The following is a 14998-nucleotide window of genomic DNA, read 5'->3' as shown; positions in this document are numbered from 1 at the left end:
GTCCGGGGCAAGTCCCGCCGTTGCGCAGGAGTGATGTCTTCACCACCCCGCCGTGCCCGGGCCACCCTTGAACGGGCCAACGATCTGCTTGGTGATCCAACCGCCGTAGAAGTCACCCTCCTGCGAGGTCACCAGCTCGCCGTTGACCTCGCAGGAGTCCATGCGCCCGGGGTAGAGGGCTACCCGGGTGCTGAGGGCCTCGAATCCCCGGGTGGGTTTCGGGTAGGTCCACCCGGCGCGGGGAACGACTATTCCGCCGGCAACGACGTCGAAGTAGTGCGCTTCTCCCTTGAACTCGCAGAAGCTGGTGCCCTCGACCGGGACGAGTGCACCGGCGGGGAATGCGTCCATTGGCAGATAGTAGACCGGCGGATGACTCGTCTCCAGGACACGCACCGCATCGGTGGTGTCGACGACCACCTGCCCGCCAAGCCGCACGATAACCCGCTCCGAGCGGGGCTCGACCCTTGGCGGCCGCGGGTAGTCCCACACCGATTCCTGGCCGGCCTTGGGTTTGATGGGCTGGGGACGCCGGAAAAATCCGGAAGAGCCGTGAGCAGGAGTCATGTCCCCATGGTGCCAGCTTCCGCTGGGATTCCACCGTGAACGCCGGAGGTCCCGGCAGCACGCCGTGCTCCTGGACCCAAAAATCCGCCGCGCCTCCCTGGCGGATCGGGAGGAAAATTGTGTGTAGTGATCCTGGCCCAGGCATTCAGCCCGGGCCTTCAACGGGAGGATGACATGGATGATTTCGTCGCTTACCTTGATACCTCGGAGGTCCGCGCCGGCAAGCTTGAGGAACTTAAAGCAGCCATGGCAGAACTTGCCGCGTTCGTTGAACAGAATGAGCCTCGGATCATTTCCTACAGCGTCAGTTTCTCAGAGGACGGCTCCACCATGAGCGTCCTCCATTTTCATCCTGATCTGGCCTCGTTGGAGTTCCACCTGAAGGTGGCGGGGCCTAAGTTCCCGCCAGTTGCTCCGCTTATCAAAATGAAGACGATCGAAATCTTCGGCCGCCCGGGCGAGGACCTCGTGGCCCAACTTCGAGAGAAGGCACAACTCCTCGGCACGGGAACCGTCATTATCCGTGACGTTCACGCCGGCTTCGCCCGCTTTGCCCGCGGCCAGTTTCCCCTGCCTTAGGCCGGTCGCGTGTGAGGCCGCCGGGCAAGGATGACTGCCTGAGGTGACCGCTCAAGCGGGCCGGGTCCGCGTGTCATTTGGTCGTCAACAGGCATGCGGCAAGGCTATCGCGGCCCTGCTCCGGAGTAGGCTTTGGCCGCCCCCGCTCATAGTCAGGACCTGAGCGGCCAGGGGCGCCATCCGCGGGCCACCTCCCGTAGCCGGACCTCCGCCTCCTGGAGTCGGGCGGCATCCGCCGGGCCCGGTTCACCACTACCGCTTTCTGACCCGGAACCGTCGACGGCGGTCAGTGCGTATTCGCTCCACCTGCGGCGACCCACGGGATAGCGCTCGCTGTAACCACCCGCCGCGACCGCCAGCACCAGCATCTCCATCCGGTCAGCCACCGTCTCCGCAGGTTCGTCACACGCATCGCAGCCGCAGACCGGAAACGGAAAATCATGCAACAGGCCGGCGTGGATCAGGACACCCGGGTAGCCGGTCAGCACAAACGTGAGCGGCGCTGCCGTCGTGCGCCGTGCCGTGAGCCGGACAGCCTGCAGCACCTCCCCGGCGTCCGTGAGCAACTCTGCGGCATGACGAGGGTCGTTATCGACGTCCACGTCGTACAAGGCTGACAGGTGGTCGATCAGTGCCAACGCGATAACATGAAGCCCCGCGAACCGCTCGGGATGGCTGTCAACGCTGTATGAGTCAGGGGCGGGACCGTCGGCACCCCACCGCCCGCCGTAGGGGATGGGTGCACCTTCCGGCGAGTAGTAAGTCGTCGTCGGCAGTGCCGGCCGGACATAACGTGACTCTTCTGCAGGCGGCGGGACCGGCACGGGCCGGATGGCAGGCGGGTCCTCCGGTTCCCGGGCCCAGTCCGAGAGCTTGGCGACGAGGCCCCGGACTGAGTCCTCGTCCGCGGTGCGCAGAGCCCCCAGTAGGCGGCCCACCTCGAACTTCGTCTGCCCGTTCCCAACCAGGGGAGACCCGGCCTCGTAGGAGGTCCACTCTGCATCCGGTCTCAGCCGGGCAATGGTGTTTCCGGTGAAAACCGCTGCCGCGGCGCTGACAGCGGTTTCGCTCCCGATCTCGGCAGAGAATGCGTGCAGGAACCACATAAGCCGCGCCGGGTCGTCGGCCAACTCTTCCGCCCTCACGTCGTGGCCGGCGCAGAATCCGAGGAACACGGAGTAGCCTGCGAGGTGCCTGACCGGGGCTTCGCGGCCGGTCACCTCCGCATAAAGTGCTGCGCCGCGCGGGGTCGGTGCGGGCAATCCGGTGGCCGGCCCCTCGAACAAATCCTCCACGGACCCCATATCCAGATCCTAGCCCGCGAGGCAAAGAAGGATCGGGCATGGATGGAGGAGTGATACCGCATTTGGGCCGGAGAGCTTGAGCGACCCGGTCTACCATTTCCCGCATGGGACGCGGGCCATTTTGGGTGGGCATTGCCCAGGTGATTGTCACGGACGCGGCCGGCACGAAGGTCATTGATACAACTGCCCCGATGAATGACGCCGGCGGCTTCGCTTACACCTTTGAGGTTCCGCTCCAGGCGGCTATCGGAGACGCGGCCGTCGAGGCTACGCCATACGGCATCGATTGGTGTGATGACACTGGCGGGAACAACCGCGCCGGGGCAGCGGCAACTCTGCAACTGGTCTCATGTGCCGCACGTATTGAGCCTCTCGGCATCACGCGCTAAGGTCCTCCCGGCCACCAATGGTGGAAACCAGGACCCGGGACGGAACTCCTACGTCGTGGATTGCCTCAGGCGGGGAAACAGCGCCTCCGAATTGCCGCGGTCTATCGCCGCGCGCAGGGAGGGGGCCAGAGGGTAATTCTCGTACTGCATGTTCAGGAACTCGATCGCCGCCGTTGGGGCGAAGGGGAAGTCTGTTCCAAAAGTGATGCGGCCCGGGTCAGCTACCTCGAGCAGGCTGGGAAGCGCCGCCGGGCTGGCGGACAGGGCGACGTCATAGTAAAACCGCCGCAGGACGGATTGCTTCTTATCTGTCAGCGCCGCAAGCGCGCTGAGGGCCAGGTCCTTGTCATTGAGCATCGTCAGCAGGATCCTGAACGCGATGTAAGGCACGAAGCCGCCCGCGTGGGCCAGGATGAACTTGACTCCCGAGTACTTCTCCATCGCACCGGACAGGATGAGGCTGAGAGCAGTGCGGGTAGTGTCGAGCAGGAAATCTGCGGCGAAGGCGGGTACGCCGGGCACCGCTGGAGCGGGCAGTTCACCGGGGTGGATGAAGACGACGGCCCGGCGGTGGTTTAGGAACTCCAGCAGAGGCTCGAAGCCCGGATCGCCCAGGTAGCGGCCGTCGTTATTAGCCAGCAGAACGATCCCGTCCGCGAGCAGGGTGTCCAGGGCGTAGTGGGCTTCCGCCAGGGCACCCTCCACGTCCGGCAGCGGGAGCGTGGCGAAGAACCCGAACCGTTCCGGCCGACCGGCCACCACTTCCGCACTGTACTCGTTGACTTCCCGCGCCCGCAGCCGCGCCTCCGCCGCGTTCCCGAAATATACGCCGGGTGTGGATAGGGACAGGATGCCAGTCTGCACGTCGTGCCTGTCCATGAACTTCAACGCGGAGCGCTCGGACCACGACGGCAGGCCCACGCCACCGGGGCGGATGCCCATTTCCTGCATCCAGCCCGCATAGCCCGGCGGAACGATGTGCTGGTGAGTGTCGATGCGGTACGGCCGGCTCATCCGGATCCTTGTCCATGTGCTCGTTTCGCTGGTCCGGGCCCTCCAGGATCAGCGCATGCGAACAATCTACTCGCTCAGCGGACTCCGGCCCAGGCGCCGGCTGCCAGGCGGAGCCTGGGAAGGGCGTCGGCAAAGGCTTGAAGCTATGTCCGCGGCTGCATACGCTGCAGAAGGAAAGAGCCCGGAGGAACAGAAAGGCGCCATAGTGGCAACCCGCGATACCCGTTCAGTCGGCGCGCCGTGCCGGATCGATACTTTCCAGCCGGATCCCCGGGCAGCCATGGAGTTTTACGGCCCGCTCTTCGGCTGGACCTTTGACAGTCCCGCCCCTATGCCGGCCGGTCTCGAGGGCAACTACTATGCCGCTCGCCTTCACGGGCGGCCGGTTTCCGGGATCGGCCAGGCACCGGCGCTGTCCCGGCCCGCGTGGAATACCTACGTGCGCGTCGACGACGTCGGTCAGGCTCTCGATCGTGCGGAGCACGCCGGAGGTACGCTCATCGCAGGACCGTTCGGTGAGGGCACAGCGGGCAGTCTGGCTGTGGTCTCGGACGCCACGGGAGTGCCTTTTTGCCTCTGGCAGGCCGACGGGAGCGACGACGCCGTGCTTGCCGATGAGCCGAACAGCTGGGCGATGAGCTCGCTGCACACTACCGAGGTCGGGAAAGCGCAGGCGTTCTACGGCACCATGTTCGGCTGGGAACTTGAACCGGTGCCGGATGCCCCCTTTGCGCTGTGGCGCCGTTCAGGCCAGGTGGTCGCCGTCGTGACCGCGACCGACGGGGTTGCCGTTCCTCCGCATTGGAGCGTCAATTTCGCTGTCAGGGATGCGGATTCCGTCGCCCGGCACGCTGAAGCGCTGGGCGGCAGCATCCTGATGGCGCCGATGGACACGCCGGGATTCCGCAACGCAGTGATCGGCGACCCCCAGGGCGGCTTCATCGCGGTCAGCGCACCCGCGAGCTGACCCGTTGAACTTTGTAGGCACAATAGAAGCGTGACTTTTCCGCTCCCTCCGGCCGCCGCACGCCCCGACGCACCCTTTGATCTGGGTGTCATCGGCGCGGGCCTGGCCTTCGCCGCATCGCTGGGGGAGCTGGCCGACGCCCTGCGTGCGGGAGGAAAAGGCGGAACCGCGGTGGTCCAGGCGCCACCCGGTACCGGCAAGACCACCCTGGTCCCGCCATTGCTTGCCAACATCGCAGCCGACGCCGTTTCCTGTGGTTCAGGGGCTGCCGCCGGACGGGACCGTGGGCCGCGCATCGTCGTCACCCAGCCGCGACGTGTGGCTGCGCGATCGGCGGCACGCCGCCTGGCCGCCTTGGACGGCAGCCGGCTCGGGGACCGCATCGGCTACACGGTCCGCGGCGAGCGCGTAGCCGGTGCAGGCACCGCAATCGAGTTCGTCACGCCCGGCATACTGCTGCAGCGGCTCCTGTCCGACCCGGGCCTGGAAACCGTGGACGCCGTGGTGCTTGACGAGGTGCACGAACGAGGGCTGGAGACCGACCTGCTGCTCGGCATGCTCGCGGAAGTCCGCGAGCTGCGCGGCGACCTCATGCTGGTGGCCATGTCCGCCACACTGGATGCACCGCGCTTTGCCGCCCTGATCGGGTCGGGGCAGGACGGGAAGCACGACGGCGCCGCCCCGGCGCCCGTCGTCGACTGTCCGTCCGCGCTGTACCCGCTCGAAACCGAATGGGCGCCCGCCGCTGTGGCGCGGCTGGACCCGCGGGGCGTCACCCGGTCGTTCCTGGACCACGTGGCGGACACCGCCGCGTCATCACATGCCGCAGCGCTTGCCGCCGACCCGGGCGTGGATGCCCTGGTGTTTGTTCCCGGCGCGTGGGAGGTCTCGCACGTTGCCGGACGCCTCCGCGGCAGGGTGGATGCCGACGTGCTGGAGCTGCACGGCCAGGCAAACGCGGCGGAGCAGGACCGTGCAGTGTCGGGGCGGGAGCCTGGCGGGCGTGCCCGGATCATCGTCTCCACCGCGCTCGCCGAATCCTCGCTGACCGTGCCGGGAGTCCGGCTGGTCATCGACTCCGGGCTGTCCCGGGAGCCGAGGCGCGACACAAACCGCGGCATGTCCGGCCTAGTGACTGTGTCCTGCTCCCGCGCCTCCGCTGAACAGCGCGCCGGACGCGCCGCCCGCCAAGGTCCGGGGCGCGTGGTCCGTTGCTATGACCAGAGGACCTTCGGCGCCGCCCAGGCCCACCAGACCCCGGAAATCGCCGTGGCCGACCTGACCGGAGCAGCGCTGCTCCTGGCCTGCTGGGGATCACCCGGCGGAGAAGAGTTGCCGCTTCCGGACCCGCCGCCGGCGGCCGCCATGGGTGAGGCAGTTGAAGTCCTCCGCGAACTGGGCGCCATAGGTCCGGAGGGCCTCGCCACGGGGCTGGGCAAGACCCTGGCACGGATTCCCGCCGATCCGCGCCTGGCCCGCGCCCTGCTGGACGGCGCCGCAACGGTGGGCCACCGGGCCGCTGCGGAGACTGTCGCCGTCGTCGCCGGTGACCAGCGCGCTCCGGGCGCCGACCTCACACGGCTGCTGGCCACGCTCCGTTCAGGCAACGATCCGGTTGCCCGGCGCTGGAAAGAGGACGTCCGGCGGATGGAAGCGATCGTCCGCAAGGAAATCGCCGTCGTCGAACAATCGCTGGCCGTGGCCCCGGTGACCGGCGCAGAGGCCGTCGGGTTCGTCGTCGGCCTCGCTTTCCCGGACCGGGTGGCGCGCCGCGTGCCCGGTCCCGGGGAGCGGTACCTGCTCTCGTCCGGTACGCGGGCAGGCCTTCCGGCTGGCAGCCCGCTGTCCGGCCATGAGTGGCTGGCGGTCGCTGAGGTCTCGCGCGCGGAAGGCCGGGACGCGGCGGGAACCGGCGCCGTCATCCGCTCTGCCGCGCCCCTGTCCGCTGACACGGCAGAGGCCGCAGCCCGGCACCTGCTGGCTGAAACCGTCGAAGCCGCCTTCGAACAAGGACGGCTCAAGGCCCGCCGGGAGCGCCGCCTGGGTGCGATCACGCTGTCCTCGACGCCGGTGCGGCCCTCAGCCGCCGAGGGGCGGACAGCCGTGGCCCGCGCGCTGGAAAAGGAAGGCCTGCGAACCATCGGATGGTCCACGTCGGGGGACGCCCTGCGCCGTCGCCTCGCGCTGCTTCACCGGGAACTGGGCAGCCCCTGGCCGGATGTCTCCGAGCAGGCGCTGCTGTCCCGCCTCGACGACTGGCTGGCACCCGAACTCGAAGCGCTTGCCGGCGGGACCGCCACGGCCGGAATCGATCTCACGGAACCGCTGCGCCGACTTTTGCCGTGGCCGGACGCAGCCCGCCTCGGAGAGCTGGCACCGGAGGCGCTCGAAGTGCCCAGCGGTTCGCGTGTCAGGATCGATTACCCGGACGCGGAGCACGACGACGGCCGGCCGGTTGTGGCGGTCAAGCTGCAGGAATGCTTTGGCTGGGCAGAAACCCCGCGGTTGGCGGCAGGCAGGGTCGCGGTGTTGTTCCACCTTTTGTCACCGGCAAGGCGGACCCTCGCCGTGACGGATGACCTCGCGTCGTTCTGGTCGGGGCCGTACGCGCAGGTGCGGGCGGAGATGCGCGGCCGCTACCCGAAACACCCGTGGCCGGAGGACCCCTGGACGGCGCCGGCGACGGCCCGGACGAAGAGCAGGATGTAGCGCCGTTCCCGGGTCGAAGGAGTTGCAGGCGCGTGCCCCTCGACCGCGGCCAGTGGCCGGCTGTCCGGCCACCTGTCGCCCAGCTTCTGGACCATGGGCTCGATCTGACGCCCGCCACAGCACCAGATCCACTGAATCCATGCTCGCCGATCCTTGAGTCGCCCGAAAGGTACCTCCGGCACCTGTAGACGAAGCCGGAACAGGAAGACGCCTGAGGTTCTTACGGATTCCTTAAAGGCGGGAGGCGAAGCTTGTTATGGCGGCCAACCGTCCGCTGTGCCCTGAAGGAAGTCGAACATGACCGAAGTCCACCGCGACCGCACCGAACCGAGCCCGGCAAGGAATGTCAGCACTGCCAGCAGCGGCTCAGCGGAGACCCGCCCAGTCATGCTCAAACTTCCCCAGGCACGGCACTGGATCATCGCCGCGATTCTCCTGGGCGCCGCGGTTCTCGTGCTGGGCCTGACCGTGCAATTCCTGCCAGGGGAGAGTGTTGTTGAACTGGGCGTCGACCAGGACCTCAGCCGCCATCATGCCGCGGTCCTGACGGCCGCAGCGATGGTTTTGAACGTTGCCTTTGGCCCTCTTTTCGGTGTGGGTGCCATTGCCCTGATCGCCGTGACTGTCCTCCTGGTCCGCAAATCGGTGGCGGATGCGATCGGGTTCGGCGTGGTGGCGGCGTCGGGGTGGGCGGCAAGCGAATTCTTCAAGCTCATCATCAGGCGCGATCGGCCCAACCCCGGCATGCTGTTTGACCCGTTGGCTCCGGAAACCGGCTCAAACAGCTTTCCCAGCGGTCATGTCTCTTTTGCCATTACGCTGGGTTTCGCCCTCTATTGCCTGGCCCGGGAGACACGTTGGGCCCGTCCCGCGGCGGCCGCAGGCGTAGTGCTGGCACCCGTTGTGGCTTGGTCGCGGCTGTATATCGGGGTCCATTACCCTACGGATGTGGCCGCCTCCTTCCTAGCGGCCGGCGCGGCCCTTGTCCTTCTCACTGGCCTGTGGAACCGGTTCGCGGCCAGGATCCTTCAGCGTTTGCCCGTCAACGCGGCAACCCGACAATTTCTGTCCTAAGGAGGGCGTCATCCATATTGTTCAGGCCTTTGCTGCAACCCCGTCCTTCGCAATACCTACGAGCGGACTGTCCCTTCTTGATCCTGCGGGCCTGCTCCAGGACCTGGGACCTGCCGCATTAGGGGTCATCGCCGCCATGGTCTTTGTCGAATCCGGTGTCCTGTTCCCTTTCCTGCCCGGTGACTCCCTGCTGTTCACCGCAGGTCTGCTGCACCAACAGCTTCAGCTCACCCTGCCGGTACTGATCGGCATTGTCACGGCGGCGGCCGTGGCCGGGGACCAGGTGGGTTACCTGCTTGGCCGCAAATTCGGCAGGCGATGGTTCAGGGACGATGCCAAGGTATTGAAGACCGCCCATCTCACCCGGACCGAGGAATTCTTTCGCCACTACGGTGGCCCGGCCCTCGTCCTGGCCAGGTTCGTTCCCCTCGTCCGAACATATGCGCCGCTGACTGCCGGTATCGCCCGCTACGGGTACACGGCCTTTACGCTGTGGAACATCGTCGGTGCCATGGCCTGGGCTGTGTCCGTGACCCTGCTGGGCACGTGGCTGGGCCACTTTGAGATCGTCGCCCGGAACATTGATGTGATCGCCATTGTCATGGTTCTCGTTTCCGTGCTCCCCTGGGGTGTGGAACTAGTCAAACGCCGCCGCACTCTACGGGCCGCCGAGCGGGAAGACGCCTGGAACGAATCACCAGCCAAAGAACCAGCCACGGAAGAATAGCCGTCATGACAACGGATATCCTGCCTGTCCTGCTTCTGGTCGAAGACGATGCCGTCCTAGGTCCCCTCATCGTTGAACTTCTTGGCGTCGACTACCGGATCCGGCTGGTTGCCAATGGCAGGGACGGTCTTCATCTCGGCCTGACGGAAGAGTGGGACGTGATGATCATTGACCGCGGGCTGCCCGGCATGGACGGCGTGGAGCTCATCACTGCCTTGCGCTCGAAGGGAGTCGGGGTTCCGATCCTCATTTTGACTGCGCTGGGTTCCACTGAAGACAAAGTCAACGGCCTGGATGCAGGTGCGAACGACTACATGACCAAGCCGTTCGACGTCGCAGAGCTCAGCGCCCGGCTCCGCGCCTTAACCCGGAGCTTCACCCGCGCCCGGCCCCTGTTCAGCATCGGGGATTGGGAACTGGACACAACGTCCCGGTCCATCCGCTCCGTGTACGGGCCGTTGGTTTCCCTCACGGCGAAAGAGACCGAACTCCTTGCCGCGTTCGCCAGCGAACCAACACGGGTCTTCACCCGTGACGAGCTGCTTTCGTCCCTGTTCCAGCCCTCTGACCAGCCTGGCGTCATCGACACCTACGTCCACCACCTTCGCCGAAAGATCTCCAGGACCGTCATCCGCACCGTCCACGGTGTGGGATACCAGATCGGTGAAGCCCATGAATGAGACACCCGCCGATGGCGACGGTCCCGACCGTGCAACCCTTCGGCGGGCCGCGCTCAAGGTCGCCGTCCGGATCAGCGCAGGGTGCGCCGTCATGGTTCTCTGCCTTCTCGCCGGGGCCGCCTTCTACCTTACGAACCAGCTCGCCCACCCCGCAGTGCCAGGCTCGGGAGTGCAGGCCCCGGATTATGCCTACCTCGATGCGAAGGACTTGTTCGAAGCCCTGATCATCGCCGGCGTCGCCGGCATCGTCCTGGCCGGAGGCGTCGGCTGGGCCAGTGCACGGAGCGCCATTAAGCCGTTGGCAAAAGCACTCGCACTGCAACGGAGGTTTGTCCAGGACGCCAGCCACGAATTGCGCACGCCGCTGGCCATTCTGGATGCCCGCATCCAACTCGCCCAGCGCGATACAACCGCGGATTCGAAACCTGGCCAGGCGCTGGCCAGGATACGCGACGATACAGCGGCGCTGACGGCCATCGTCGACGAACTCCTGCTTACCGCGACCGGGGCGCAAGAGGAACCGCCGGCGGAACCGACAGACGTGGCCGACGTCGCCGTCTCCGTGGCCGAAAGCCTGGAGCAGGTAGCGGGCAACCACGGCATCAGCGTGATCGTTCGCAACGAGGGGAGGCCTCTTGCCCGGATCGACAAGGGGAGCCTGCGCCGCGCCATGCTGGCACTCGGGGACAACGCCCTGGCGCACACCCCCGCCGGCGGCCGGATCACGATCACAACTGGCTCTGACAAGCACCACGCACTCATAACGGTGGCGGATACCGGCACCGGAATAACCGGAGTGGACCAGGACAGGATTTTCGAAAGGTTCGTCAGGTCCCAGCGTCACCATGGCACACAGCGCAGCTTCGGTATCGGCCTGGCCCTGGTCCGCGACATCGCCTCAAGCGCTGGCGGGCGTGTTCAGATCGCCCGGACCGGTCCGGAAGGCACCACTATGCGGTTGGTGGTGCCCTTGGCTGACAGCAGAAGCCAACCCGGATAGCTCTCGTGAGTCTATTGACCGGCGATACTTAGCGATATATCGTTAATTATCGCCGATGGTCGGTGATAAGAATCGGAAGGATGATGCCATCATGAGAGGCATTCACGATAAATTTTCAGACAACGGCCCGGAACGGGGACGTTTCGAGCGCGGCCGCAGCCGCCGCGGACCCCATGGACATGGCGGCGGGGGCGGATTCGGACGGGGCTTCGGACCAGGTTTCGGACCCGGCTTTGGGCCCGGTTTCGGCCCGGGCGGCCCACGGAGGGCCAACAGGGGCGATGTCCGCGCAGCAATTCTTTCCCTGCTGGCCGAAGCGCCCTCCAACGGATACGGGCTGATCAAGACGATCGCGGAAAAGACCTCCGGAGCCTGGCGTCCGAGCCCCGGCTCCGTTTACCCGACGCTCCAGCAGCTCGTCGATGAAGAACTCATCACGCCCGTTGGTGAGGGCAGGCGCACCGAGTTCACCCTCACCGATGCCGGCAAGGCGTATGTGGAGGACCATGCAGACGAGCTGGGCAATGCCTGGAACACCGACCCGGAGGGCACGGGTCCCGCGTTTCACCAGAGCGTAGGCAAGCTCATTGGCGTGATTCATCAGTTCCGGGTTGCGGCGACGGACGAACAGCGCCTGGCCGCCGTCGAAAAGATTGACGAAGCCCGCCGTGCGCTGTATTTGATCCTGGCGGAGTAGATCGCCGGACCTCAAAGTGCCCCGGTGAGGTAACTGATACACACAGGAAACCTTGCGTCGTTGCCGCGAAACATTGCACGGTTACGCTCATTCCTACCTGGACAGCGGTCCATGCAGCGAACGGAAGGACACACCATGATGACTCTTTTGGGCACTTTGACACTCTCCCTTCATTCCGGCCGGAAGGACAAGGATCCGCATGTCGGCGGGGCTGGCTCCAAGGGCGCTTTCCCCAGCGGGCAGCTCACGTCCACCCCCTGGGAAGGCTGGTGGCACGACGAAAGCTAACCCCGCGGGCAGGGGCTGCACCTCAGCCTCTTGAAGTTCGGCGCCTTCAGGGTGTCGAATCGTCTTACAGAGGCCGCACGGCGGCTCACGACTAAGACGCCTGGAGTTGCTCATGTCGGTAAAAAGCACAAATGGCCGGGCCAAGAGCCCGGCCCGCGGAACCTCTGATTCACGGCGGCCGGACGCCTCCACCGGGGTTCCTGCCGATTCGCCGGCGAAGGTCCGAAACGTGGTTCTTGTGGGCCACTCCGGTGCCGGCAAAACGATGCTGGTGGAAGCGCTGCTGGCCGCGACCGGTGTGATCTCACGGATGGGATCGATCGAGGACGGCACGACGGTCAGCGACACCGAGCCCTCCGAGGTGCACCAACAGCGCTCGGTGGTGCTCTCCGTAGCCCCTCTCGTGGTGGACGGCATCAAGGTCAACCTCCTTGATACGCCGGGCTACGGTGACTTCACCGGCGAACTCCGCGCAGGACTGCGGGGAGCAGACGCGGCCCTGTTTGTGGTGTCTGCCATCGAGGGCATCGACGCCGCCACCACTGCACTGTGGGCCGAGTGCGACCAGGTGGGGATGCCCAGGGCGGTCGTGATCAGCCGGCTGGACCACCCGCGCGCAAACTTCGAGGCAACGCTCGCCGAATGCCGGCGCTCGTTCGGTGACTCGGTGGTGCCGGCGTACCTCCCAGTGCGCGCCGGAGACGCCACCACCGGGCTCCTGGGACTGCTCTCCCAAACAGTGTCTGACTATTCCGCCCGCGTACCGGTACCGGAAGTGCGCCAAGCCAGCGCGGAGGAGATGACGGCGTCCGAAAGTGCCCGCGGAACACTCATTGAGGGCATCATCTCGGAAAGCGAGGACGAGACCCTCATGGACCGGTACCTTGGCGGTGAGGAAATAGACGTCGACGCACTCGTCAGCGACCTGGAAACCGCGGTCGCCCGCGGCACATTCTTTCCCGTGCTGGCAACCTCCGCCGAAACGGGACTTGGCGTTGCCGAACTCCTGGACATGCTGACCCGTGCCTTTCCCTCTCCGCTGGAGCGCAGCCTGCCGCAGGTCACCGGGCTGGACGGCGAACCGGTCCCGCCGCTGGCGTGCGATCCCGCCGGTCCGCTGGCCGGCGAGGTAGTCCGGACCACCATCGACCCGTTCCTGGGCCGGGTCTGCCTGGTGCGGGTCTTTTCCGGAACGCTGCGCGAGGACTCCGCCGTGCACGTCAGCGGCCGCGGGCTGGCCGACCGGGGCCACGAGGACCACGACAGCGACGAGCGCCTCACCCACCTCTACTCCCCGGCGGGGTCGAGCCTCCGGCCGGTGCCCTATTGCGTGGCGGGGGACATCTGCGCAATCGCCAAGCTTGCCAATGCCGAAACCGGGGACACCGTCTCAGCCCGGGAGGCGCCGCTGCTGGTGGTTTCGTGGGACATGCCGGAGCCGCTGATGCCCGTGGCCGTGGAAGCAGCAACCCGCAGCGACGAAGACGCCCTGGCCAAGTCCCTGGGGAAGGTTGCAGCCGGTGACCCGACCCTGCGCGTGGAGCGGAACGCCGAAACCCATCAGCTGATCCTCTGGTGCATGGGCGAAGCCCACGGCGAGGTGGTGCTGGACAGGCTGCGCGAGCAGGGGGTCAAACTACAGACAGTCGAGGTGGTTACGCCGCTGCGCGAAACGTTCGCGGCGCCGGCTTCCGGCCACGGCCGGCACGTCAAGCAGTCAGGAGGCCACGGCCAATACGCGATCTGCGACATTGACGTCGAGCCCCTCGAACGTGGAGCCGGCTTCGAATTCGTGGACAAGACCGTGGGCGGGGTCATCCCGGGGCAGTACATAGGTTCGGTTGAAAAGGGTGTCCGGGCTCAAATGCAGAAGGGTGTGGCAGCGGGGTTCCCGGTGGTGGACATCCGGGTGACGCTCACCGGGGGCAAGGCGCACAGCGTCGATTCTTCGGATGCGGCTTTCCAGGCGGCAGGGGCGCTGGCGCTGCGGGAAGCAGCGGCCGCGGGCAGGATCCAGCTCCTCGAACCTGTCCTGGCGGTGACCATCAGCGTCGCCGACGACTATGTGGGGGCAGTGATGAGCGATCTCTCGTCCCGGCGCGGGCGGCTGACCGGGACGGCCTCGGCCGACGGCAGCGGCACCCAGATCAGCGCTGAGATACCGGAACAGGAACTTCTGCGCTACGCGGTGGATCTGCGGGCATTAACAGCCGGCACCGGCCGTTTCCGGCGCACCTACCTGCGGCACGAGCCCCTGCCCCCGAATATGGCCCACACGGCTCCCAGGCAGTGAGGTCCCGGCTATCTGAACCTAGCCATGTGAGCGCAGATATGCCGCAACCGGGCCCGCAACGGAGGCGCCGATGTCCTCGGCGCTCCGCTTTTTGCCCGCGACCGCAAACGAGTGGTCGCCGCCGTCGCACCAGTGGAGCGTGGCCGTAGGCCCGATCCGGCTGACAACGCCCTCCAGCAGCTCAGGGGTGGCAAACGTGTCCCGCGTTCCCTGCATGAACAACATGGGAAGGGTGAGGCCGTAGAGGTGCTCGTCCCGCAGCTTCTCCGGCTTGCCCGGGGGATGCAGCGGATAGCCGAGGTACACCAGCCCGGCTGCCGGCATTCCCTCGGCAACGGCCATGGACGCCATCCGGCCGCCGAACGACTTGCCGGCCGCCCACACCGGACCGGTGTCGGAGTGCGCGGCCGCCTTGGCCGCGGCCTCTTCCATGGCGGCACGCCAGGTGGCGATCGCGAGCGGTGGCCGGTCGGGGAACTTCCGTCCGGCCTCGCGGTAGGGGAAGTTGAAGCGCAAGGTGGAGACGCCGTCGTCGTTCAGCGCGTTGGTGAAGCCCGCCATGAAGGGATGCTCCATGCCTGCTCCGGCACCGTGCGCAAGCACGAGTGTTGCGAACGGCTTGTCCGGCCGGGCGTAGATGCCGGAGACCTGGATATCGCCGACGGTGATGGTTACGGGGGATTCGTGTACGGGCATGAATCCATGATGCC

Annotated in this window: 15 protein-coding genes; 11 read left to right on the top strand and 4 right to left on the bottom strand. The window is 66.5% G+C overall.

Going from position 1 to position 14998, the window contains the following annotated elements; translation table 11 throughout:
* Positions 1-39: 39 nt before the first annotated feature.
* Positions 40-567: a DUF427 domain-containing protein gene (locus ACFVWT_RS07915; RefSeq protein ID WP_390246737.1), complete on the bottom strand. Its 528-nt coding sequence runs from the start codon at positions 565-567 to the stop codon at positions 40-42.
* Between the two features lie 126 nt (positions 568-693).
* Between ACFVWT_RS07915 and ACFVWT_RS07910 the strand changes: the two genes are divergently transcribed.
* Positions 694-1146 carry a hypothetical protein gene (locus ACFVWT_RS07910; protein ID WP_390246735.1) on the top strand — a complete coding sequence of 151 codons (453 nt, stop codon included), beginning with the start codon at positions 694-696 and terminating at the stop codon, positions 1144-1146.
* Positions 1147-1298: 152 nt separating this feature from the next.
* Here the strand turns inward: ACFVWT_RS07910 and ACFVWT_RS07905 are convergent, their stop codons facing one another.
* The gene (locus tag ACFVWT_RS07905; RefSeq protein WP_390246733.1) at positions 1299-2450 is read right to left on the bottom strand and encodes a DUF6226 family protein; all 1152 of its coding nucleotides are present in this window, start codon (positions 2448-2450) and stop codon (positions 1299-1301) included.
* A 104-nt stretch (positions 2451-2554) separates the two neighbouring features.
* Between ACFVWT_RS07905 and ACFVWT_RS07900 the strand changes: the two genes are divergently transcribed.
* The gene (locus tag ACFVWT_RS07900; RefSeq protein ID WP_390246731.1) at positions 2555-2839 is read left to right on the top strand and encodes a hypothetical protein; all 285 of its coding nucleotides are present in this window, start codon (positions 2555-2557) and stop codon (positions 2837-2839) included.
* 48 nt (positions 2840-2887) lie between these two features.
* Here the strand turns inward: ACFVWT_RS07900 and ACFVWT_RS07895 are convergent, their stop codons facing one another.
* Positions 2888-3853 carry an amidohydrolase family protein gene (locus ACFVWT_RS07895; protein ID WP_390246729.1) on the bottom strand — a complete coding sequence of 322 codons (966 nt, stop codon included), beginning with the start codon at positions 3851-3853 and terminating at the stop codon, positions 2888-2890.
* A gap of 145 nt (positions 3854-3998) precedes the next feature.
* Here ACFVWT_RS07895 and ACFVWT_RS07890 point away from each other — a divergent pair, with 145 nt between their 5' ends.
* The 9 genes from ACFVWT_RS07890 (at position 3999) to ACFVWT_RS07850 (ending at position 14288) form a co-directional block, all read left to right on the top strand.
* Entirely contained in the window at positions 3999-4820 is an 822-nt protein-coding gene (locus tag ACFVWT_RS07890; protein WP_390246727.1) for a VOC family protein, read from the top strand.
* Positions 4821-4850: 30 nt separating this feature from the next.
* Positions 4851-7529, top strand: a complete 2679-nt coding sequence (gene hrpB, locus ACFVWT_RS07885; RefSeq protein WP_390246725.1) for an ATP-dependent helicase HrpB — start codon at positions 4851-4853, stop codon at positions 7527-7529.
* A 297-nt stretch (positions 7530-7826) separates the two neighbouring features.
* Positions 7827-8603 (top strand): phosphatase PAP2 family protein, encoded by a 777-nt coding sequence (locus ACFVWT_RS07880; protein WP_390246723.1) that lies wholly within the window; start codon positions 7827-7829, stop codon positions 8601-8603.
* A 136-nt stretch (positions 8604-8739) separates the two neighbouring features.
* Positions 8740-9330 carry a DedA family protein gene (locus ACFVWT_RS07875; RefSeq protein WP_390246721.1) on the top strand — a complete coding sequence of 197 codons (591 nt, stop codon included), beginning with the start codon at positions 8740-8742 and terminating at the stop codon, positions 9328-9330.
* A gap of 5 nt (positions 9331-9335) precedes the next feature.
* The gene (locus ACFVWT_RS07870; protein WP_390246719.1) at positions 9336-10010 is read left to right on the top strand and encodes a response regulator transcription factor; all 675 of its coding nucleotides are present in this window, start codon (positions 9336-9338) and stop codon (positions 10008-10010) included.
* Entirely contained in the window at positions 10003-11010 is a 1008-nt protein-coding gene (locus ACFVWT_RS07865) for a sensor histidine kinase (RefSeq protein ID WP_390246717.1), read from the top strand. The genes ACFVWT_RS07870 and ACFVWT_RS07865 overlap by 8 nt, the downstream gene beginning before the upstream one ends.
* Positions 11011-11101: 91 nt before the next feature.
* On the top strand, positions 11102-11707 hold the full coding sequence (locus tag ACFVWT_RS07860) for a PadR family transcriptional regulator (protein WP_390246715.1): 606 nt from the start codon (positions 11102-11104) through the stop codon (positions 11705-11707).
* A 135-nt stretch (positions 11708-11842) separates the two neighbouring features.
* Positions 11843-11995: a hypothetical protein gene (locus ACFVWT_RS07855; RefSeq protein ID WP_390246713.1), complete on the top strand. Its 153-nt coding sequence runs from the start codon at positions 11843-11845 to the stop codon at positions 11993-11995.
* 112 nt (positions 11996-12107) lie between these two features.
* A complete protein-coding gene (locus tag ACFVWT_RS07850) occupies positions 12108-14288 on the top strand; it encodes an elongation factor G-like protein EF-G2 (protein ID WP_390246711.1) in 2181 nt (726 codons plus the stop codon).
* Positions 14289-14306: 18 nt separating this feature from the next.
* Here the strand turns inward: ACFVWT_RS07850 and ACFVWT_RS07845 are convergent, their stop codons facing one another.
* Positions 14307-14984: an alpha/beta family hydrolase gene (locus ACFVWT_RS07845; protein ID WP_390246709.1), complete on the bottom strand. Its 678-nt coding sequence runs from the start codon at positions 14982-14984 to the stop codon at positions 14307-14309.
* Between the last annotated feature and the right edge of the window lie 14 nt (positions 14985-14998).

This window comes from Arthrobacter sp. NPDC058288 (genome assembly GCF_042880995.1).
Lineage (GTDB): Bacteria > Actinomycetota > Actinomycetes > Actinomycetales > Micrococcaceae > Arthrobacter.
Note: the sequence above shows the minus strand (reverse complement) of the source record. Positions and strands in the feature narration are given on the sequence as shown.